17 protein-coding genes and 1 tRNA gene are annotated in these 21,430 nt (G+C 70.7%); 9 read left to right on the forward strand and 9 right to left on the reverse strand.

Going from position 1 to position 21,430, the window contains the following annotated elements; genetic code table 11:
- Window positions 1–6: 6 nt before the first annotated feature.
- The 3 genes from BKA24_RS14890 to serS all read right to left on the reverse strand — a co-directional run bounded on the left by BKA24_RS14890 (window position 7) and on the right by serS (window position 2,373).
- A tRNA-Ser gene (locus BKA24_RS14890) sits at window positions 7–91 on the reverse strand.
- A 108-nt stretch (window positions 92–199) separates the two neighbouring features.
- A complete protein-coding gene (locus BKA24_RS14895) occupies window positions 200–1,021 on the reverse strand; it encodes an HAD-IIB family hydrolase (protein ID WP_184220871.1) in 822 nt (273 codons plus the stop codon).
- Between the two features lie 74 nt (window positions 1,022–1,095).
- Window positions 1,096–2,373, reverse strand: coding sequence for a serine--tRNA ligase (serS, locus tag BKA24_RS14900; protein ID WP_184219992.1), 1,278 nt, complete (start codon window positions 2,371–2,373; stop codon window positions 1,096–1,098).
- A gap of 108 nt (window positions 2,374–2,481) precedes the next feature.
- Between serS and BKA24_RS14905 the strand changes: the two genes are divergently transcribed.
- The 3 genes from BKA24_RS14905 to BKA24_RS14915 all read left to right on the forward strand — a co-directional run bounded on the left by BKA24_RS14905 (window position 2,482) and on the right by BKA24_RS14915 (window position 6,243).
- A complete protein-coding gene (locus tag BKA24_RS14905; RefSeq protein WP_184219996.1) occupies window positions 2,482–3,639 on the forward strand; it encodes a diacylglycerol/lipid kinase family protein in 1,158 nt (385 codons plus the stop codon).
- A 61-nt stretch (window positions 3,640–3,700) separates the two neighbouring features.
- On the forward strand, window positions 3,701–5,071 hold the full coding sequence (locus BKA24_RS14910; RefSeq protein ID WP_184219999.1) for a cryptochrome/photolyase family protein: 1,371 nt from the start codon (window positions 3,701–3,703) through the stop codon (window positions 5,069–5,071).
- 128 nt (window positions 5,072–5,199) lie between these two features.
- Window positions 5,200–6,243, forward strand: coding sequence for an LLM class flavin-dependent oxidoreductase (locus BKA24_RS14915; protein ID WP_184220002.1), 1,044 nt, complete (start codon window positions 5,200–5,202; stop codon window positions 6,241–6,243).
- Between the two features lie 22 nt (window positions 6,244–6,265).
- Here BKA24_RS14915 and pheA read toward each other — a convergent pair whose 3' ends face one another.
- Window positions 6,266–7,243 carry a prephenate dehydratase gene (gene pheA / locus BKA24_RS14920; protein ID WP_184220005.1) on the reverse strand — a complete coding sequence of 326 codons (978 nt, stop codon included), beginning with the start codon at window positions 7,241–7,243 and terminating at the stop codon, window positions 6,266–6,268.
- Complete coding sequence (locus BKA24_RS14925) at window positions 7,240–8,166, reverse strand: EamA family transporter (RefSeq protein ID WP_184220008.1); 927 nt, start codon at window positions 8,164–8,166, stop codon at window positions 7,240–7,242. Before BKA24_RS14925 ends, pheA begins: the two co-directional genes overlap by 4 nt.
- Before the next feature lie 72 nt (window positions 8,167–8,238).
- Between BKA24_RS14925 and BKA24_RS14930 the strand changes: the two genes are divergently transcribed.
- The 3 genes from BKA24_RS14930 to galE all read left to right on the forward strand — a co-directional run bounded on the left by BKA24_RS14930 (window position 8,239) and on the right by galE (window position 11,960).
- Window positions 8,239–9,156 carry a LysR family transcriptional regulator gene (locus BKA24_RS14930; protein ID WP_184220011.1) on the forward strand — a complete coding sequence of 306 codons (918 nt, stop codon included), beginning with the start codon at window positions 8,239–8,241 and terminating at the stop codon, window positions 9,154–9,156.
- Between the two features lie 102 nt (window positions 9,157–9,258).
- Window positions 9,259–10,899 carry a phosphoglucomutase (alpha-D-glucose-1,6-bisphosphate-dependent) gene (gene pgm / locus BKA24_RS14935; RefSeq protein ID WP_184220014.1) on the forward strand — a complete coding sequence of 547 codons (1,641 nt, stop codon included), beginning with the start codon at window positions 9,259–9,261 and terminating at the stop codon, window positions 10,897–10,899.
- Between the two features lie 83 nt (window positions 10,900–10,982).
- Window positions 10,983–11,960: a UDP-glucose 4-epimerase GalE gene (galE, locus tag BKA24_RS14940; RefSeq protein WP_184220017.1), complete on the forward strand. Its 978-nt coding sequence runs from the start codon at window positions 10,983–10,985 to the stop codon at window positions 11,958–11,960.
- 201 nt (window positions 11,961–12,161) lie between these two features.
- On the opposite strand, the gene BKA24_RS14945 is transcribed toward galE, so the two are convergent.
- Window positions 12,162–13,100 carry a LacI family DNA-binding transcriptional regulator gene (locus BKA24_RS14945; protein WP_184220875.1) on the reverse strand — a complete coding sequence of 313 codons (939 nt, stop codon included), beginning with the start codon at window positions 13,098–13,100 and terminating at the stop codon, window positions 12,162–12,164.
- A 103-nt stretch (window positions 13,101–13,203) separates the two neighbouring features.
- Between BKA24_RS14945 and galT the strand changes: the two genes are divergently transcribed.
- The 3 genes from galT to BKA24_RS14960 all read left to right on the forward strand — a co-directional run bounded on the left by galT (window position 13,204) and on the right by BKA24_RS14960 (window position 17,317).
- A complete protein-coding gene (gene galT / locus BKA24_RS14950; protein WP_184220020.1) occupies window positions 13,204–14,385 on the forward strand; it encodes a galactose-1-phosphate uridylyltransferase in 1,182 nt (393 codons plus the stop codon).
- Window positions 14,382–15,560 (forward strand): galactokinase, encoded by a 1,179-nt coding sequence (gene galK / locus BKA24_RS14955; RefSeq protein ID WP_184220023.1) that lies wholly within the window; start codon window positions 14,382–14,384, stop codon window positions 15,558–15,560. Before galT ends, galK begins: the two co-directional genes overlap by 4 nt.
- 74 nt (window positions 15,561–15,634) lie before the next feature.
- Window positions 15,635–17,317, forward strand: a complete 1,683-nt coding sequence (locus BKA24_RS14960; RefSeq protein WP_184220027.1) for an ABC transporter ATP-binding protein — start codon at window positions 15,635–15,637, stop codon at window positions 17,315–17,317.
- Window positions 17,318–17,517: 200 nt separating this feature from the next.
- On the opposite strand, the gene BKA24_RS14965 is transcribed toward BKA24_RS14960, so the two are convergent.
- The 3 genes from BKA24_RS14965 to BKA24_RS14975 form a co-directional block, all read right to left on the reverse strand.
- Window positions 17,518–18,474 carry an ABC transporter permease gene (locus BKA24_RS14965; RefSeq protein ID WP_184220031.1) on the reverse strand — a complete coding sequence of 319 codons (957 nt, stop codon included), beginning with the start codon at window positions 18,472–18,474 and terminating at the stop codon, window positions 17,518–17,520.
- Window positions 18,471–19,475, reverse strand: coding sequence for an ABC transporter permease subunit (locus BKA24_RS14970; protein ID WP_184220035.1), 1,005 nt, complete (start codon window positions 19,473–19,475; stop codon window positions 18,471–18,473). Before BKA24_RS14970 ends, BKA24_RS14965 begins: the two co-directional genes overlap by 4 nt.
- A gap of 82 nt (window positions 19,476–19,557) precedes the next feature.
- Entirely contained in the window at window positions 19,558–21,231 is a 1,674-nt protein-coding gene (locus BKA24_RS14975) for an ABC transporter substrate-binding protein (RefSeq protein WP_184220038.1), read from the reverse strand.
- Window positions 21,232–21,430: the final 199 nt, after the last annotated feature.

A 21,430-nucleotide genomic window follows, 5' to 3' on the forward strand; every position in this document is an offset into this window, starting at 1 on the left:
ACACTGCGGAGGGTGTGGGATTCGAACCCACGGGACATTGCTGCCCACCGGTTTTCAAGACCGGATCCTTCGGCCGCTCGGACAACCCTCCCGACGGCGCCTCACGGCGCACGACGAACGGCGTCGAGTCTAGCCGACCCCAGAACAGCACCCATTCTCGCGGGAACGCCTGGACAGCCGCTGAAAGACGAACCGGGCGTCAGAGTCCGCGAAGGATCGCGGTGACGCCGCCTTCGGTGACCGAGGCTGTCGACTCGGACGCCTCGATGCGGACCTCTTCCGGCCCCTGCCCCATCGCGATCGCCCGGCCGCCGTGCGCACGGGCCCAGCGGAACATGCCGATGTCGTTGCGACCGTCGCCGATGACGATGACGGATGCCGCGGGCACCCCGAGCCAGTCGCGCACCTTCTCGAGGGCCGTCGCCTTGTCGACGCCCTGCGGGGCGATGTCGAGCCATGCCGACCACCCGACGGCGTAGGAGACCTCGTTGAGGCCGATGCGGGAGACGAGCTCGACGAAGTCGTGGTCGGTGTCGTCTTCGGAGACGACGACCACGCGCGAGACCGGCTGCGCGGACAGCTCCTCGAACGGGACGCGGTCGGCGCGCGCGAGGTTCCAGTCGTCCATCTGGTCGGTGTAGAGGCGCCGGCCGTCGGGCAGCTCGACCATGTAGTGGGCGTCGGGAAGGTGGTCACGCAGCAGCCGCAGCACCTCCGTCGCGTCGAACTGCTCGGTGTGGAAGCGCTCGTACTCGGGGCCGTCTCCCACGCGCTTCAGGATCACCGCGCCGTTGGAGCACACGGCGTACTCGGGCGTGATCGCGAGGTGCGCGAGGATGTGGCGGGTGCCCTCCCACGAGCGCCCCGTCGCGAGCATGACCTCGTGACCAGCGTTCTGGGCGTCGGCGACCGCGTCGACCACGCCGGGACTGTACGACTCGTCTTCGAGGAGGACGGTGCCGTCGATGTCGAGCGCGATCAGGAGTCGTTCGCGAGGGGATGCCGCGGCATCCTCGGCCATCTCGTCGACGACGTCCGCGGCCTCACCCGGCTCGACGACCTCGACCTCGCCCGCGGCGGGCTCCGTCTCCGGGCTCACGCGACGGGCTCCGCCACCTCGAGGCCGCCCAGGTACGGGCGGAGGACCTCGGGGATGACGACCGAGCCGTCGGCGCGCTGGTGGGTCTCCAGGAGGGCGACGATCCAGCGGGTGGTCGCGAGCGTGCCGTTGAGCGTTGCGACCGGAGCCGTGCGGGCGCCCCCGCCCTCGACCGCCGGTCGGTGACGGATGTCGAGACGGCGCGCCTGATAGGTGGTGCAGTTCGAGGTCGACGTGAGCTCCCGGTAGGCGCCCTGGGTCGGGACCCACGCCTCGACGTCGTACTTCCGCGCTGCGGAGGAGCCCAGATCGCCGGCGGCCACGTCGATGACGCGGTACGCGAGGCCGAGGTCCTGCAGCATCCGCTCCTGCATCTCGACGAGACGCTCGTGTTCGGCTTCGGCGTCTTCCGGCGTCGTGTAGACGAACATCTCCAGCTTGTTGAACTGATGCACCCGGATGATGCCGCGGGTGTCCTTGCCGTGCGAGCCGGCTTCGCGCCGGTAGCAGGTCGACCAGCCCGCGTAGCGCTTCGCGCCCGCCTCGAGGTCGAGGATCTCGTCCATGTGGTACCCGGCGAGGGGCACCTCGCTGGTCCCGACGAGGTAGAGGTCGTCGTCGTCGAGGTGGTACACCTCGTCGGCGTGCTGCCCGAGGAATCCGGTGCCGCGCATGACCTCCGGACGCACGAGGGTCGGCGGGATCATCGGGATGAAGCCCGCGGCGAGCGCACGCTCCATGCCGAGGTTCATGAGCGCCAGTTCGAGTCGTGCGCCGATTCCGGTCAGGAAGCTGAAGCGCGCCCCCGACACCTTCGCACCCCGCTCCATGTCGATGGCTCCGAGCAGTTCGCCGATCGCGAGGTGATCGCGCGGTTCGAAGTCGAACGCGACCGGCTCGCCGTGGGTGCGAAGCGTCACGAAGTCTGCCTCACCGCCGGCGGGCACACCGTCGAGCACGATGTTCTCGATCTTCGCGAGCGCAGCCGTCGCGGCATCCTCGGCTGCAGCGACTGCCTGCTGCGCCGCCTTCACCCGATCACTGAGTTCCTTGGCCTGGGCGACGAGGGCCGCCTTCTCCTCCTTGGGAGCCTTGGCGACGGTCTTGCCGTGGGCGTTCTGCGCCGCGCGAAGCTCTTCGAACGACGCGATCGCGGCACGGCGTTCGCGGTCGGCTTCGAGGGCGGCGTCGACGGTGTCGGGGGATTCGCCGCGCGCCTCCTGCGAGCGCTTCACGAGAGCGGGGTCGTCACGGAGGAGAGCGAGATCGATCACATCCCGAGTCTAGTCGCGGCCTCCGCACGGACTCTCAGACCCATGGGCGCTCTCGCGCCGTCGCGCAAGGGGCGCGGACCGATCGATCGCGATCATTACTCTGTACGCATGGCGACCGACCAGGGCACGACGACCGGCCCCGACGACGAGCACGACCCGACCGAGGAGGGCGACGTCATCCGCGAACCGGGCGACGTCTCCCCCGACACCACCGACGGCGAGACGGGCGAAGCCCGCCGGGTCGACGAGTCGGGGCAGCCCGAGCCGATGGACGACGAGCCGGGCAGACCGAACCCGAAGGCGGCGCTGGTCTACAACCCGACCAAGGTCGACGGCGACGAACTGCGCGAGCTCGTGGCATCCCTCGCGAAGGATGCCGGATGGTCGGAGCCCCTCTTCTACGAGACCACCGTCGACGACCTCGGTGACGACGTCACGCGCCAGGCCCTCGACGAGGGAGTGAACGCGGTGCTGGTCGCCGGCGGTGACGGCACCGTGCGTGCGGTGAGCGAGGCGATGACGGGGAAGAAGGTGCCGCTGACGATCGTCCCGAGCGGAACCGGCAACCTGCTGGCCCGGAACCTCCGCCTGCCCCTCGATGACACGGAGGCGATGGTCGCGGCCACCTTCGACGGCGACACGATCGCGATCGACGTGGGCCTCGCCCGCATCCGCCGACCCGACGGCGAAACGGGCGAGCACGCGTTCGTCGTCATGGGCGGGATGGGGCTGGATGCCGCGATGATCGCGAACACCCGTAGCGACCTGAAGAAGAAGGTGGGCTGGGTCGCCTACGTCGACGGCGCCGCCCGCTCGCTCGCGCAGGCGAAGCCCTTCCCGGTGATGTACCAGGTGCCGCAGCATCGTCTGCACCGGGCGAATGTGCAGAGCGTGCTGTTCGCGAACTGCGGGTCGCTGCCCGCGGGCCTGGAGCTGATCCCCGAAGCCTCGATCACCGACGGCGAACTCGACATCGCGATCCTGCAGCCGCGGAGCGCGTTCGGGTGGCTACTCGTGTGGCGACGTCTGGCGTGGGACAACAGCGTGCTCCGCAAGTTCCGCGCGGGGCGCCGGATCCTCTCGCTCCGCACCGCCGACAACTCCGTCCGTTACACGAAGGGCACAGGGATCGACCTGGCTGCCGAAGAGGCCCACCCGGTCCAGCTCGACGGCGACGAGTTCGGCGAGGCCACCCACGTCGCCGTCCGTGTCGCCGCCGGCGCCCTCACCCTCGCCGTGCCGCGCGGCCACCGCATCACCGCCTGACCGATCCGTCGGCATCCGTCAAGGGGCGGCGCCAGCGGGTGCCGCTGGCCAGGATGAGGGGATGCCGTCTCCTTCGATCGTCTGGTTCCGCGACGACCTCCGGCTCGCCGACCACCCCGCGCTGCGCGCGGCGATCGACCGTGACGAGCCGATCGTCGGGCTGTACGTCCTGGACGAGGAGTCCCGCGACATCCGTCCCCTCGGCGGGGCAGCCCGGTGGTGGCTCCACCACTCACTCGCCTCGCTCGAGGAGCGGCTGCGCGAACGCGGCGGTCGCCTCATTCTCCGCCGAGGTCCCGCAGACCGGATCGTCCGCGAGACCGCCGCGGACCTGGGCGCCGGCGCCGTCTTCTGGAACCGGCGATACGGCGGGCCCGAGCGCGACATCGACGCCGGCCTGAAGCAGTCGCTCCGAGACGACGGCATCGAGGTCCGCTCCTTCGCGGGCTCGCTCCTGTTCGAGCCGTGGACGATCACGACGGGAGCCGGTACCCACTTCTCCGTCTACAGCCCGTTCTGGCGGGCCTGCCTCGCCCAGCCCGCCCCGCGCTCACCGCTCCCCGAGCCGCGCAAGATCCAGGGCCCAAGCCGGACCCCGGCATCCGATGACCTCGCCGATTGGGACCTGCTGCCCACCGAACCCGACTGGGCGGAAGGCTTGCGCGAGACGTGGGAGCCCGGGGAGCCGGCCGCTCGCCGCCGCCTCCGCGAGTTCCTGCGAGATGACGTCGACTCGTACGATCGGGCACGCGACCGCCCCAGCGCCGGGGCGACCTCGCTGCTCTCCCCGCGTCTGCGCTGGGGTGAGCTCAGCCCGCACACGATCTGGCACGCGAGCATCGAATCCGGCGACTCCAGCGGGTTCCTCTCCGAACTCGGCTGGCGCGAGTTCGCGTGGCACACGCTCTTCCACTTCCCCGACCTCGCGACGAAGAACCTGCGCAGCGAGTTCGACGCCTTCCCGTGGCCGCGGCTGAGCCCCGCCGCGCTCCGCGCCTGGCAACGGGGCCGGACGGGCTTCCCGATCGTGGATGCCGGGATGCGGGAGCTCTGGCGCACCGGCTACATGCACAACCGGGTGCGGATGATCACGGCATCCTTCCTCATCAAGAACCTCATGATCGACTGGCGGCGCGGAGAGGAGTGGTTCTGGGACACCCTCGTCGACGCCGACGCGGCGAACAACCCGTTCAACTGGCAGTGGGTCGCCGGGTCGGGCGCCGACGCGGCACCCTATTTCCGGATCTTCAATCCCGAGCTGCAGGCGAAGAAGTTCGACGCCGAAGGACACTACGTCGGCGAGTGGGCGCCGGAGTACCGCGCGGAGGACGGGCAGCCTCCGCAGCCGATCGTCGACCTCGGCGCGACCCGGAAGGACGCGCTGGCCGCGTACGAGAAGGTCAAGCAGGCGTCCCGGTCGCGCACGTCCTGACGACGGATGGCGCCTTCATCTCGCGACCCGCGGCCGCGGTACTCCCACGACGGGCGGTCGCGATCAAGAAGTGAGCTGACCGTGCGGCGCGGAATGCGACGCACCGGGCCGGGGTTGCAGTGGAGGATATGAGCACTGCGACCCCGGCCCTCTCCGTTCTCGACCTCGTCCCCGTCCGCACCGGACAGACCAGCGCGCAGGCGGTGACCGCGTCTCTCGCGGTGGCCGCGCGGGCCGATGAGCTTGGCTACCGGCGCTACTGGTTCGCCGAGCACCACAACATGCCCGCGGTCGCCTCGACCACCCCGCCGGTGCTCATCGCCGCCGCGGCCGCTCGCACGCGCCGCATTCGGGTCGGCTCGGGCGGCGTGATGCTGCCCAACCACTCGCCGCTCGTGGTGGCGGAGCAGTTCGCCGCTCTCGAGGCCCTGGCGCCGGGTCGCATCGACCTCGGCATCGGTCGCGCGCCCGGGTCCGATCCGGTCATCACGCAGTTGCTGCGACAGTCGGGCACGACGAGCGACGTCGAGCGGTTCCCCCAGCACATCCGCGACATCCACTCGCTGGTCTCCCCCGAAGGCGCGTCGCTGCGGTTCACCTCGGGGGGAACTTACGACGTCCACGCGACCCCTGCGGCGACGACCGCGCCCGAAGTGTGGCTGCTCGGGTCGAGCGACTACTCCGCGCAGCTGGCCGCGAGCATGGGGCTTCCCTACGTCTTCGCGAACCACTTCTCCGGCGAGGGTCTGGACCGCGCGCTCGAGCTGTACCGTACGCAGTTCCAGCCCTCCGAAACGCTGGCCGCTCCCCGCACCTTCCTGACCGCGAACGCGGTGGTCGCCGACACCGACGAGCAGGCCCGCGCGCAGATGCTCCCCCAGGCGCGCATGATGGCGCGGCTGCGGGGAGGTCGTCCGCTGGTCGCCCTCGAGACCGTCGAGCAGGCCGCCGCTGCAGAAGCCGTGGACGGGCTCGCCGCGCCGGTGCTCGAGACAATGCTCTCGCGCTCATTCGTGGGGACCGCCGACGACACCCGCACCCGTCTCGCCGAGTTCGCGACGCGCTACGGCGTGGACGAGGTCATGATCTCGCCGGTCGCCGCCGCGACCGACGACGAGCCGATGGATGCCGCGGCATCCCGGATCCGCACGCTGGAGCTGCTGGCCGCCTGACGGCGGCCGGCGAGGCGCGTGGTCAGGCCTCGGGCTCGCCCGAGACCAATCCGCGCAGCCAGTCCCGCGCCTCCACGAACACGTCGTCGGAGTAGCGGTCGGGATAGCGGACGATCGCGCGGTCGGCGCGCGGGTAAGAGCCGAGGTAGAGCACGCGCGGCGAGAACCGGCGGAGCCCCAGCAGCGCGTCGGCCATCCGCTCGTCCTCGATGTGACCGTCGGCATCGATGACGAACCGGTACCGGCCCAGGGCGTCGCCGATCGGACGTGAGGCCAGAAGCGACAGGTTGATCCCGCGGGTGGCGAACTGCTCGAGCAGTTCGAGCAGCGCGCCCGGGTGGTCCTCGGGGAGTTCGACGATCAGCGACGTCTTGTCCGCGCCTGTCGGGGCGGGCGGCGCGACCGTGCGGCTCACGAGCACGAAGCGGGTGACCGCATGAGGGTTGTCACCGATCTTCTCGGCGAGCAGGTCGAGGTCGTGGAGCTTCAGGATGCCGGGAGGCGCGATCGCCGCGTCGGCGTTGATCGCGCCTTCGACGATCCCGACGGCCGCGGCGACGTTGCTCGTGGCCGGGATGTGCGAGTGCTCGGGCAGCTGCGCGGAGAGCCACGCGAGGCATTGGGCGTAGGCGACGGGGTGCGCGGCGATCACCGAGACGTCTTCGAGCCGCACGCCGCGATTCGCGACGAGCACGAACTCGACGGGGACGAGGTACTCGCCGACGATGCGCAGCCCGGGGACGGTCGCGAGGGCGTCCTGGGTCGTCGAGACGCCGCCGTCGACGGAGTTCTCGATCGCGATCATGGCGGCATCCGATCGCCCCTCGACGACGTCGGCGAGCGCTTCGCCGACGTTGCGGACGGGGCGCCAGTTCTGGTCGCGGGCTTCGGGGACCTGCGCGAGGGCCGCCTCTGTGAAGGTGCCGGCGGGTCCGAGGAAGCTGTACGTGCGCCGGACGGGCGCAGCATCGACGTCGGCGGCGGGGGACTCGGGTGTCACGCGGACAGCCTAGTGGCCTGCCTCTCCCGCTCGATCCGTGCCGTCGGCGGCGCGGGACGCGGACGGATGCCGGTGACGAGCACACCCACGACGAGGATCACTCCCCCGATAGATTCGGCCGCTGTGGGCACCTCGCCCAGCAGCACGGCGGCCGAGGCCATCGCGACGATCGGTGCGAGGAGTATCCACGGAACGACCGCCGCTGAGGGGTTGCGCCCGAGCAGTTCGTTGAAGATCGCGTAGCCGACGATCGTGCACAGCACCGCCGTATACAGGGTGGACAGCGTCGCGGACCACCCGAAGGCCGCGAGACCCGAGCCGATCCGGTCGGGGCCCTCGATCGCGAACGAGAGCGCGAGCGCCGGAACCGGCACGACGAGCGCCGACCAGACCGTCAGGGAGAGCGATCCGAGCCGCCCGGCCCCGCGAACCGTTCCCGCCCGGCGCGCGATCACGTTGCCGATCGCCCACGACAGTGCGCCGCCGAGGCAGAGGACGACGGCGATCGCGGGCGCGTCACCGCCGCGGCCGAAGGCGACGATCGCGAGGCCGACGACGCCGAGCCCCACGCCGACGACCTGCGGCGGTGTAGGACGTTCGCGAAGCGCGCACGCGGCGATGACGATCGTGAGCACCGCCTGCGCCTGCAGCAGCAGCGCGGCGAGCCCCGGGCTGAGTCCGAGCGCCATCGAGGTGTAGAGCAGCCCGAACTGGCCGAGGCTCATGAACAGGCCCACCCCGACGACCGCGCGCCACCCGGTTTGGGGCCGCGGGACGAACAGCACCGCGAGCGACACCACGGCAAAGCGGATCGCGACGAACAGGAGGGGCGGGATCCCCGCCATCCCCCAGTCGATCACGACGAAGTTGAATCCCCACAGGGATGCCACGGCGGCGGCGAGGAGCATGTCTCGGCGGGTCACAGCGTCAGTCCATCCCGTCTAACAATGAAGCACAAGCAATGCTTTCTGCGCTGGATTCGGTAGCATCTCTGCATGATCGATCTCGAGGCGGTCGTCTCACTGCGGACCATCGCGACCAGCGGATCCGTCGCGGCTGCGGCATCCGTCCTGGGATACACGCCCTCGGCGGTCTCGCAGCAGGTCAAACGCCTTGAGCGCGACATCGGGGTCGCGCTCCTCGAACGCGCCGGGCGCGGCGTCGTCCTCACCGAGGCCGCCACGCGGCTCGTGGTCGCGTCGACGCCGATCCTCGCCGACCTGGAGCGCGTTCGCGCAGACCTGCAGGCACCCGGCGAGGCGCACGGGAGCCTCTCCGGCGAGGTGCGGCTCGCCGCGTTCTCGACCGTCGTCCGCGGCATGCTCGTTCCCCTGCTCGCCGAGCTCGCCGACGCCCACCCCGACCTCCGCCTGCCGCTGCGCGAGAGCGAGCCGTGGGAGACGGTCGCGCTCGTCGCATCCGGCCAGCGCGACCTCGGCATCGTGCACCAGTGGGGCGGCGTCGCGCTGTCGCTGCCGGAACCGCTCGTCGCGACGCCGCTGTTCACCGACGTGGCCGACGTGATCCTCCACCGGAGCCACCCGCTCGCGGGCCGCGCCGAGCTCCGCCCCGAAGACCTCGGCGACGAGCGGTGGGTCGCGACGTTCGACGCGACGATCTGCCGGCAATGGCTGCGCCGCCTCTTCGACGGGGTGTCCGGAGCGCCGCGCATCGTGCACGAGTCGATGGAGTTCGAGAACCACCTCGAACTCGCCCGTGCCGGCGTCGCCGTCGCCCTCGTCCCCCGGCTCGGGCGAGGCGAGCTCGGCCCCGACCTCGTCGCGATCCCCACCGTCGCGCCCGCGTCGACGCGCGACATCCTCGCCGTGCACCGACGCACCCAGGCGGACTCCCCCGCGCTCCGCGCCGTGCTCGACGCGGTGGTCGCGCGGGCGGCGGATCTCGCAGGCTGAGCGATCGCGGCATCCGCCGCCCGGCTGAGCACACGCTGGTGATCACCGCAAGAGCTCCGACACGAACGACCCGTGCGGGCCACCACCTGGCAGACTGAGTGCATGAGCCGCGCCGGACAGCCAGCCGAATCCTCTGACCTGATCGATGTCGACGAGCTGATCGCCGCCTATTACGATCGCAAGCCGGATGCCGCAGTCCCGGCGCAGCGCGTCGCGTTCGGCACGAGCGGACACCGCGGCTCGTCGCTGTCCACGAGCTTCAACGAGGACCACATCCTCGCCACCACGCAGGCGATCGTCGAGTACCGCGCCGCGCAGGGGATCACCGGTCCCCTGTTCCTCGGACGCGACACCCACGGGCTGTCCCTGCCGGCCGAGCGCACCGCGATCGAGGTGCTCGTCGCGAACGGCGTCGACGTCCGCGTCGACTCGCGCGACGCGTGGGTGCCGACCCCCGCGCTCAGCCACGCGATCCTCGCGTACAACCACGGTCGCGCCGAGGGCGACCCGGGCCGCGCCGACGGCATCGTCGTCACCCCCTCGCACAACCCGCCTCGCGACGGCGGCTTCAAGTACAACCCGCCGCACGGCGGGCCCGCCGACACCGACGCCACCGGCTGGATCGCCGAACGCGCGAATGCCCTCATCGAAGGCGGGCTCGCCGACGTGAAGCGCGTCCGCCACGCCGACATCGACGCCGATGCGCTCGGCGACTATGACTTCCGCGAGGGATACGTCGCCGACCTGGCCTCGATCATCGACGTCGAGGCGATCGCGCGGGCGGGCGTGCGCATCGGCGCCGACCCCCTCGGCGGCGCCTCGGTGGAGTACTGGGCGCTGATCGGCGAGCGCTACGGCCTCGACCTGACCGTCGTGAACCCCGAGGTCGACCCGACCTGGAAGTTCATGACCCTCGACTGGGACGAGAAGATCCGCATGGATCCGTCGTCCCCGTCGGCCATGGCCTCGCTCGTCTCGCGGCGCGATGAGTTCGACATCCTCACCGGCAACGACGCCGACGCCGACCGGCACGGCATCGTCACGCCCGACGCGGGTCTCATGAACCCGAACCACTTCCTCGCCGTCGCGATCGACTACCTGTACCGCCATCGCGAGGGGTGGCCCGCGGATGCCGCGATCGGCAAGACCCTCGTCTCGTCGATGATCATCGACCGTGTCGCATCGTCGCTCGGGCGCACCCTCGTCGAGGTGCCGGTCGGCTTCAAGTGGTTCGTGCCCGGCCTCATCGACGGTTCGGTCGCGTTCGGCGGCGAGGAATCCGCTGGTGCGTCGTTCCTCCGCAAGAACGGCACCGTGTGGACCACCGACAAGGACGGCATCCTGCTGTGCCTGCTGGCCGCCGAGATCCTCGCCGTCACCGGCAAGACCCCCTCGCAGCGGTACGCGGAGCTCGAGGCCGAGTACGGCTCCTCCGCCTACCAGCGTGTCGACGCCCCGGCATCGGCGGAGCAGAAGGCCGCGCTCTCGAAGCTGTCGGGCGACGCCGTGTCGGCGAGCGAGCTGGCCGGCGACCCCGTGACGGCGAAGCTGTCGCACGCGCCCGGCAACGGCGCGGCGATCGGCGGCCTGAAGGTGCAGACCGAGTTCGCGTGGTTCGCCGCACGCCCGTCGGGCACGGAGGACGTCTACAAGCTCTACGCCGAGAGCCTCAAGGGTCCCGAGCACCTCGCCGAGGTGCAGGAGCAGGCCCGGGCCGTGGTCGCCGCCGCGCTGGGGTCCTGAGCGCTGGGGTCCTGAGCGGGCTGGGGTCCTGACCGCGCGGCATCCGTCGGGAGCGTGCTCGTCACCCCAGTAGGCTCGGGACCATGAGTTGGCTCGTCACCGGAGGCGCCGGATACATCGGCGCACACATCGTCCGCGCGCTCGCCGAGGCGGGGCTGAACCCCGTCGTCCTGGACGACGTCTCGAGTGGCCACGAGTCGTTCATTCCCGAGGGTGTCCCCTTCGTGCGTGGCACGATCCTCGACCAGCAGCTGGTCACCGACACCCTGCGCGAGCACGACGCCGAGGGCGTCATCCACGTCGCCGGCTTCAAGTACGCGGGCGTTTCGGTGCAGCGTCCCCTGCACACGTACGAACAGAACGTCGAGGGCACCCGTGTGGTCCTGGCGGCGATGGCGGATGCCGGCGTCTCGAACCTCGTGTTCTCCTCGAGCGCCGCCGTCTACGGCACCCCCGACGTGCCCCTCGTCACCGAGGACCTCCCCAAGCGCCCCGCCTCGCCCTACGGCGAGTCGAAGCTGATCGGCGAATGGCTGATCGCCGCGCAGGGCGTCGCGACCGCGGCATCCGATACTCCCCTGCGTCACACGTCGCTGCGTTACTTCAACGTCGTCGGCTCGGGCGACCCGACGGTCTACGACACCAGCCCGCACAACCTCTTCCCGATCGTGTTCGAGATGCTGCTGGAGGGGAAGACGCCGCGCATCAACGGCGACGACTACGACACCCCCGACGGCACCAACGTGCGCGACTACGTGCACGTCGCCGACATCGCCTCGGCCCACGTCGTGGCCGCGCAGCGCCTTGCCGACGGGCGCTCCGTCGAGCCGGCGTACAACCTGGGCTCGCAGAACGGCCTCTCGGTGCGGGAGATCATGGATGCCGTCGCGCGCGTGACCGGGATCGACTTCACGCCCGAGATCGCGCCGCGTCGCGCCGGCGATCCCGACCGCATCGTCGCCACCGGCGAACTCGCCGCCCGCGACCTCGACTGGAAGATGCGCTACACGCTCGACGAGATGGTCCGCACCGGCTGGGACGCCCGCCGCGCCGCGCGCTGACCGGCGCGCTGGCTGGCGCTGCCGCGCGCTGACTGTCGCCGCGCGCTGCCCGGTCGCGAATGCGCCGGTTTGTGCCGAGCGCGTCGCCTCTTGCGCGGCAATACCGGGCGCTGTCGGCGCGGAGGGGCGCTCTCGAGCGCAGCGAACGGGCCTCGCTCGCGCGAGACGCGGTGCGCTCGCGAGAGGGGGCGCGCGGGCGCGTCAGCCGGAGGCGCGGGCGATGAGCGTCGTGGGGACGACCGTCCGGGTGGGCGGCGCGCCGTCGAGCGTCGCCGCGAGCGCGGCGACGGCGGCCTCACCCAGCGCCGCGAAGTCCTGCCGGACGGTGGTCAGCGGCGGGCGGTAGTCCGCGGCATCCGCCACGTCATCGAATCCGATCACGGCGACGTCGTCGCGTCCGGCCTCGGCGAGCGCGCGGAGGACACCGAGCGCCATCTGGTCGTTCGCGGCGAAGACGGCGTCCACGTCGGCGTGCGCAGCGAGGGTGACTCCGGCGGCATGACCGGATGCCGCGCCCCAGTCGCCGCGCACGGGCTCCGGCGCCGGCGCCCCGTCGTGCGCTGCGCGCCAGCCGCGCTCACGCTCGGCTGCGGCGAACGATCCCTCGGGGCCGGCGACGTGGGCGATCGCCTGACGACCGGCGTCCCGCAACCGTCGCGTCGCCTCCTCGGCGCCGCCCGCGTGGTCGGAGTGGACCGTCGCGAACGACCCTCCCGGCGAGTCGACCGCGACGAGCGCGAGACCCTCTGGCGGCACCACGCCCTGCGCGATGGCGGTCGCCTCGTTAAGGACGATCGCCCCGTCGACACCGAGGTCGTGCAGACGATCGAAGGCGGCGGCGATGTCGGCCCGTTCCGCGAGCGAAATGAGGGTCACCGCGAGCTCACGCTGCGCGGCGGCGGATGCCACGGCCTCGAGCATCCGGGAGTTCCCGACCGTCGCGAGGGTGGCGACGATCACGCCGATCGTGCCGGAGCGCCCGGTGCGCAGGGCGCGCGCGGCGCGGTGCGGGCGATAGCCGAGGTCGGCCATCGCCGTTTCGACGCGGGCGCGGGTCTCGGGGTCGACGCGCGGACTGCCGTTGACGACGCGCGAGACGGTCTGGCCGGACACGCCGGCTGTCGCGGCCACGTCGGCCATCGAGACGCGTCGCTGCACGGCATCCTCCCGGCGCGGCCCGGACACGACTCGGGAGATCCGCGTGATGTTGACGATAACACAGCGCCTCGGCTAGCGTGTTGACGTGAACACTCCGGAGTCGCAGCCCACCCCCGCGACGACCACCGCGCTCGGCGCGGGCGTCGTGAAGCGCAGCACCCGCCTCGCCGACGGTCGCGAGCTGATCTACTTCGACGACCCCGGCACGACCCTCGGACCCGAGCGCGCCATCGACGCGCGCGACCTGGCGCCGCGGCCCGACACCGCGACGATGCGTCAGGACATCCTCACCGGCGACTGGGTGTCGATCGCCGCAGCCCGACAGAACCGCGCCTTCCTGCCGCCCGCCGAGCTCGATCCGCTCGCGCCGCAGACGAGCACCAACCCCTCGGAGATCCCCTCGGTCTACGACGTCGCCGTCTTCGAGAACAAGTCGCCCTCCTTCGGACCGGCCCTCGCCGACGCGACCGAGGACGCCCCCGCAGCAGTCGACCCTCCGCGCGGCTTGGATGACCTCGCCCACCTGGGGCTCGGCCGCACCCGCACGAGCGTCGGGCGCACCGAGGTCGTCTGCTTCTCCCCCGAGCGCACCGGGTCGTTCGGCACGCAGACCGTCACCCGCGCGCGCACCGTCATAGAGGCGTGGGCAGACCGCACCGCCGCCTTGTCGGCGCTCCCGGGAATCGAGCAGGTCTTCCCCTTCGAGAACCGCGGCGAAGCCATCGGCGTGACCCTCCAGCACCCCCACGGCCAGATCTACGCGTACCCGTACGTCACCCCGCGCACCACACGCCTGCTCGACTCCATCGACCGCACGGCGCCCGACATGTTCCAGCGGATCCTCGAGTTCGAGCAGGCTGGCCCGCGCGTGCTGCTGCGCGGCGAGCACTGGACCGCTTTCGTCCCCTTCGCGGCCCGGTGGCCTATCGAGATCCACATGCTGCCGCACCGCCACGTGCCCGATTTCGCGGCGCTCGACGACGCTGAGAAGGACGAACTCGCGCCCCTCTACCTGCGACTGCTGCGCGGCCTCGACGCGCTCTACGGCACGCCGACGCCCTACATCGCCGCGTGGCACCAGGCCCCCGTCAGCGTCGGACGCGACACCGTGCGTCTGAGCCTCCAGCTCACGAGCCCCCGTCGCGCCGTCGACAAGCTCAAGTTCCTCGCCGGATCCGAGGCCGCCATGGGCGCCTGGATCGGCGACATCCCCCCGGAGGATGCCGCGGCACGCCTCCGCACTGCAATCGAAGGAATCACGCTGTGACCGCTGCCGGCGAGGCCTACGCCCTCTTCTCCTCCCTGAACGGCGACGAGCCGCTCGGCCTCTGGTCGGCTCCGGGCCGCGTGAACCTCATCGGTGAGCACACCGACTACAACGACGGATTCGTGCTCCCCTTCGCGATCCCGCATCGCACCTCCGTCGCCCTCGGGCGCCGCGGCGACGCGCGCATCCGGGTCGTCTCCACTTTCGACCCGGTGCCCGTCGAGGTCGCCCTCGAAGACCTCGACGCCCTGTTCCCCGCCCGCCGCGACGAGATCGTCGAGTGGGCCCGATACCCGCTCGGCGTCGCGTGGGCGCTGCTGACCGCAGCCGGAGTCGATGCGGCATCCGTCAGCGGGGTCGACCTCGCGTTCGCCTCCGACGTCCCCGTCGGTGCCGGGCTCTCGTCTTCGGCGGCCATCGAGGGATCGACGGCCTCCGCGCTGAACGACGTGTGGGGCCTCGGCCTCGACCGGGTGGCGCTCGCCCGCGCCGGACGCACCGCCGAGAACGAGGCGGTCGGCGCCCCGACGGGAATCATGGACCAGATGGCGTCGATGCTGGGCCGGCCCGACGCTGGCACCTTCCTCGACTGCCGCAGCCTCGAGGCCGAGGTGATCGACCTCGGCTTCACCCGGGCGGGCCTCGAACTCCTCGTGATGGACACACGCGTCTCGCACGCGCACTCGACCGGAGGCTACGGCGAGCGTCGCGCGGCGTGCGAGCGCGGCGCGGCGGCGATGGGGGTGCCCGCGCTGCGCGATGTGACGATCGATCAGCTGCCCCGCGTGGCGGAGCTCGTCGACGAGGTGACCTACCGGCGGGTGCGCCACATCGTCACCGAGAACCAGCGCGTCCTCGACACGGTGGCCACTCTCCGCGAGAAGGGCCCCCGTGCGATCGGCGACCTGCTCTACGCGTCGCACGAATCGATGCGCGACGACTTCGAGATCTCGGTCCCCGAACTCGACCTCGCCGTCGAGACCGCCCTGGCGCACGGCGCACTCGGCGCCCGCATGACCGGCGGCGGGTTCGGTGGCGCGGCGATCGCCCTCGTCGAGCGGGGCGACGTCGAGCGCGTCGGTGCGGCCGTCGTGGCGGCATTCGCCGCGGCAGGTCACGCCGAACCGCACGTGTTCACGGTGCAGCCCGCCGACGGTGCACGCCGCGACGGCTGATCGCGGCGTTACGAGTCCGTAAAGCCCCGCGCCAATCGGTGCGGGAACGGATGCCACGGGGCAGGATGGAACCCATGCCCCTCGAGACGACCCCCGGCGCCGGCGCCCCCCTCCTCCAGGTCCGCGACATGGCGGTCGACTTCGAGACCATTGACGGGACGGTTCACGCCGTCGAGGGCGTCGACCTCGACATCGCCGCCGGCGAGACCGTCGCGATCGTCGGCGAGTCGGGGTCGGGCAAGTCGACCACGGCGATGGCCATCATCGGCCTCCTCGCCGGGAACGGTCGCGTGTCGGCGGGCAGCATCCGGCTGGACGGCCAGGAGCTCGTGGGAGCGTCCGAGGCGACGATGCGGTCGGTTCGCGGCGCCGAGATCGGCCTCGTCCCGCAGGACCCGATGTCGAATCTCAACCCGACGTCGAAGATCGGCACCCAGGTCGCCGAAACCCTCCTCGCGCACGGGCTCGCCACGAAGAAGGACGTCGACGAGAAGGTCGTCGAGACCCTCGCCGCCGCGGGTCTGCCGAATGCCGCGGACCGGGCGAAGCAGTACCCGCACGAGTTCTCGGGCGGCATGCGCCAGCGCGCGCTCATCGCGATCGGCCTCGCGTGCAACCCGCGCCTGCTCATCGCCGACGAGCCGACGAGCGCGCTCGACGTGACCGTGCAGAAGACGATCCTCGACCAGCTCGGCCGCATGACCACCGAGCTCGGCACGTCGGTGCTGCTGATCACCCACGACCTCGGTCTCGCCGCCGAGCGCGCGTCGCGGGTGGTGGTGATGCACCGCGGACGGATCGTCGAGCAGGGACCGGCCCGCCAGATCCTCGAGAGCCCGCAGCATCCGTACACGCAGTCGCTGGTGCAGGCCGCGCCGTCCGTCGCGGTCGCGCGACTGCGCCCCGAGGCGTTCGCCGCCCCCTCCTCGGCGGGGGATGCCGCGACTTCGGCGCCCGCGGCATCCGCCCGCGACAACATCGTCGAGGTCGAAGACCTCACCAAGCTCTACAAGGTGCGCGGGCAGAAGGATGACTTCGCTGCCGTCAAGGACGTCTCCTTCGCGATTCCCCGCGGCCGGACGGTCGCCATCGTGGGCGAGTCGGGGTCGGGCAAGACGACCACCGCTCGCATGATGCTGAAGGTCGTCGAGCCGACGAACGGCATCATCCGCTTCGACGGGGTCGATGTGGCTTCGCTGAAGGGGCGGGAGCTGCGCGAGTTCCGCCAGAAGGTGCAGCCGATCTTCCAGGACCCGTACTCGTCGCTGAATCCGATGTTCACGATCGAGCGGATCATCGCGGAGCCGCTCGAGTTCTACAAGCGCGGTTCGGCGAAGGAGCGTGCGGCGCGCGTGCGGAAGCTCCTCGACGATGTGGCCCTGCCGGAGTCGACGCTCCGCCGATACCCGTCAGAGCTGTCGGGTGGGCAGCGTCAGCGCGTTGCGATCGCCCGTGCGCTCGCCCTGTCGCCCGAGCTGATCGTCTGCGACGAGCCGGTCTCCGCGCTCGACGTGCTCGTGCAGGACCAGATCCTCACGCTGCTCCGCGACCTGCAGAACGAGTACGGCCTCAGCTACCTCTTCATCTCGCACGACCTCGCCGTCGTGCGGCTGATCAGCGACTACGTGTGCGTCATGAAGGACGGGCAGCTGGTCGAAGCGGCATCCAGCGAAGAGATCTTCACGAACCCCCGCGACCCCTACACGCGCAACCTGCTCGCCTCGATCCCCGGCAACGAACTCGACATCGCCGTCTGACGACGCTTCCTCTCGCACGGCGAACGCGCCCCGCAGACAATCGCCCGTCCGGGCAGCGAAGCGATCCCGGTGGGACGGACAGTCGGGGTAGGGGCCCTGTTGTCCGACCCGCCGGGATCGCGAAGCGGCGTCAACCGCGCCGGGATCGCGAAGCGGCGTCAACCGCGGCGGGATCGCGGAGCGGTACCAGCCGCCAGGGATCAGCGCCCGCGCGTCCGCGGATCCATGGCCTCACGCAGCGCCTCACCCAGCAGTGTGAACCCGAGCGCGGTGACGGCGATGCAGATGCCGGGGAGGAACGCGAGCCACGGGGCGATCGCGAGTTCGGCCTGCGCGTAGGTGAGCATGCGCCCCCATTCCGCGGTTTCCGGCCGTCCACCGCCGAGGCCGAGGAACGACAGGGCTGCGGCGTCGATGACGGCGGTCGCGAGGGAGAGGGTTCCCTGCACGATCACCGGGCCCACCGCGTTGGGGAGGACGTGGCTCATCGTGATGCGGCCGCGGCCGAGGCCCAGGGTCTGCGCCGAGAGGACGTAGTCCGCCGAGCGCTGCTGGAGCATCGAGGCGCGGAGCAGGCGCGCGAAGATCGGCACCTGCGCGACACCGATCGCGATCATGACCGAGTTCTGGTTCTGGCCGAGGATGGCCGCGATCGAGACGGCGAGGAGCAGGCTCGGCACCGAGAGCAGGATGTCGACGAGTCGCATGATGAGGTTGTCGACCCAGCCGCCGAAGGTGCCGGCGATGAGGCCCAGCAGCATCCCGCCGATGAGTCCGTACGCCGTGGAGACGACACCGATGAGGAGCGACGACTGCGCGCCCCAGATGAGCTTGGAGAGCACGTCGCCGCCGAAGCGGTCGAGTCCGAGGGGGAACCCGTCGACTTCGCCGGGGCCCGGGATGGAGGTGGGTGTGATCTGGCGCGCACCCGGCAGGGCGGTCTCGGCGTACGGCGCCAGGAGCGGCGCGAGCAGCGAGACCAGCACGAACAGCAACACGATGACGGCCCCGATCCAGGCGGTCGGGTTGCGGCGCAGGCGGCGGAAGACGTCGTGCCAGAAGCCACCGCGCGGAGCTCCGCCGGCGGCGGGGGCGAGGTCGACTCCCGCCTGTGAGGCGGCGCTGCCGTCGGCAGCGGGGGGAAGGACGGCGCTCATGAGACCCTCACTCTCGGGTCGATCAGGCTGTAAGAGACGTCGACGATCAGGTTGATCAGTGCGTACGCGATCGCGATGAAGATGATGAACCCCTGGAGGACCGGGAAGTCGCGGTTGAAGATGGCGCTCGCGAGGAACGAGCCGATGCCCGGGAAGGCGAAGACCGTTTCGGTGAGGATCGCGCCCGAGAGCAGGAGCCCCGCCTGCAGGCCGATGGTCGTCACCACAGGGAGCATCGAGTTCCGGAGGATGAAGCGGTTCCGCAGGAGCGCGCCCGGGATGCCCTTGGCCTTTCCGGTGCGGACGTAGTCGGCGTTCTGCACCTCGAGGACCGACGCGCGGGTGATGCGCACGATGATCGCGAGCGGGATCGTGCCGAGGGCGAGGGCGGGCAGGACGAGGTGCAGGATCGCGTCCCACGCGGCATCGAATTCGCCGGTGATCAGGCCGTCGAGCACGTAGAAATTCGTGTAGTGGGTCGCGTCGATGCGAGGGTTCTGGCGGCCATCGGACGGCAGCCATCCCAGCTGGACGGCGAAGAAGTACTTCAGGATGAACGCCAGGAAGAAGACCGGGATGGTGATGCCGATGAGGCTGAAGACGACGGCGGCGTGATCGGCGACCTTGCCGTGCCGTCGCGCTGCCCAGTACCCGAGGGGCACGCCGACGCCCACCGCGATGATGAGCGCCGCGACCGAGAGCTCGATCGTCGCGGGGAAGCGGCGCAGGAATTCTTCGAGCACCGGTCGCCCGGTCTGGATCGAGTTGCCGAAGTCGCCGGTGAGGAGGCGCCCGATCCACGTGAAGTACTGCTCCACGATGGGTCGGTCGAATCCGTAGAGCTCGTTGACCCGGGCGATGGCCTCGGGGGTCGCCTTCTCGCCGAGGAGGGCGACGGCTGGCCCGCCTTTGAGTGAGCGGACCCACCAAAACAGCAGGATGCTCATGCCGAGCAGGGTGGGGATCAGCAGCAGGAGCCGTTTGCCGATGGTTCGGAGCACAGTGTCGCTTTCGATGGGCGGTGCGGGACGGGGATGACCCCCGCCCCGCACCGGTCAGGCGACGGATGCCGCCTGGTACGTCTTACTCGGTGAGGACGATCTCGCTGAAGACCTCGTCGTTCACGGGGCTGGCCGGGTAGCTCTCGACACGGGGGTCGAAGGCCAGGGTCGGGGCCGGGTGAGCGAGCGGGACGCCGGGGATGAACTCCGCGACCATCTCGTTGATGTCCTGGTACAGCGTGGACTGCTCTTCGAGGTCGGGGATGCCGCGGGCCTCATCGAGGGCTGCGAACAGCTCCGGGTTGTCGAAGCCCCACTCCGAGGACTTCTGGCCGAAGAAGACGCCGACGAAGTTGTCGGTGTCGTTGTAGTCACCGGTCCATCCCAGCAGATGGATGCCGTGATCGGCGGTAGCCGTGATCTTCTCGAGGTAATCCGGGTTCCACGTGTCGGTGACGGGCTCGGTGACGACGCCGACTTCTTCGAGCTGCTTCGACAGCACGGTGAAGATCTGCTCCGGGTCCGGCATGTAGGGGCGCGAGACGTCCGCCGGGTAGTTGAACTCGAGCGTCAGCGGGTTCGACTCGTCGTACCCGGCCTCGGCGAGGAGCTGCTTGGCCTTCTCGGGGTCGTAGTCGTACGTGGTGACGTCGGGGTTGTATCCGTTGACACTGTCGGGGATGAACTGCGTCGCCTTCTCGGTGCCCTCGGGGAGGACCTGGGAGATGAGCGCGTCCTTATCGATCGCGTACGAGAGCGCCTCGCGCACGGTCGGGTCCTGGAGCTCTTCGATCGCCTGGTTGAAGGCGAGGTAGAGGATCGTGAACGGGGGACGGGAGACCATCGTGAAGCCGTCCTCCTCGAGCGCGGCCGTGTCGGCGGGCCCGACGAGGTCGTACCCGTCGATGGAGCCGGCTTCGAGTGCCTGGCGACGGGCGGTCGGGTCGTCGATCACGCGGAAGATGATCTCGTCGATCTGTCCCGCCTCGCCCCAGTAGTCGTCGTACGCGGTGAGCGTGAGCTGCTCGCCCGGGGCCCACTCCGAGAACTCGTACGGACCGGTGCCCACCGGGTGGGCGGTCGCGTACTCGCTGAGGGTCGGGGCTTCGGCGGTGCCGCCGACCTCGTCGGCCGCGTACTCCTCGAGCGCCGTCGGCGACTGCATCGCGAAGGCGGGGAGCGAGAGCGCGGGGATGAACCCGGCGAACGGCTTGTTGAGGGTGATGGTCGCCGTGGCGTCGCCGTCGGCGGCGCACGACTTGTAGACGGCGTCAGCGGCGTTCGACGCGTAGCCCTTGAAGAGCTTGTTGTAGTAGTAGCCGAGCGCCTCGCTGGCGGCCAGGCCCTCCCAGTTGAACCACCGGTCGAAGTTCGCGCAGACGGCCTCGGCGTTGAACGGCGTGCCGTCGTGGAAGGTCACGCCTTCCTTCAGGGTGAAGGTGTGCGTGAGACCGTCCTCGCTGGACTCCCACGATTCCGCGAGGAGCGGTGCGGGGTCGGCGGTTCCGGGCTCGGTTCCGACGAGGCCCTCGAAGATCTGACGCGAGACGCGGAAGGTCTCGCCGTCCTGGGCGAATGCCGGGTCGAGGCTGGCGGGGTCGGCCGACGCGGCGAAGACGAACGTCCCGTCGACGTCGTCGGGGGCGGCGTTGTCGTCGCCGCCACCACGCTGGCTGCCGCACGCGCTGAGCGCGAGCGCACCGATTGCGAGCGTCGCGACGCTCGCGACCACCCGCTTTCTGTGAGTGGAGAGCATGTGCTGTGCACCTTCCGTAAGGCTCGTCGGCGGGCGCGACTGTACGCCTGCCGAGGGGATGCGCCCGACGCTACCCCGCCGTTCCCGCCGTAGCGGTTACATCTGGGTCTCAATCGTGTTTCTGACGCTCCGCTCGACGGTCGCACGCGCTGTCTTCCCGCGGAGGTCGAGAGGATGCCACGGGTGAGAATTCTCTCAT

Origin of the sequence: Microbacterium marinum (genome assembly GCF_014204835.1) — a bacterium.
GTDB lineage: Bacteria > Actinomycetota > Actinomycetes > Actinomycetales > Microbacteriaceae > Microbacterium > Microbacterium marinum.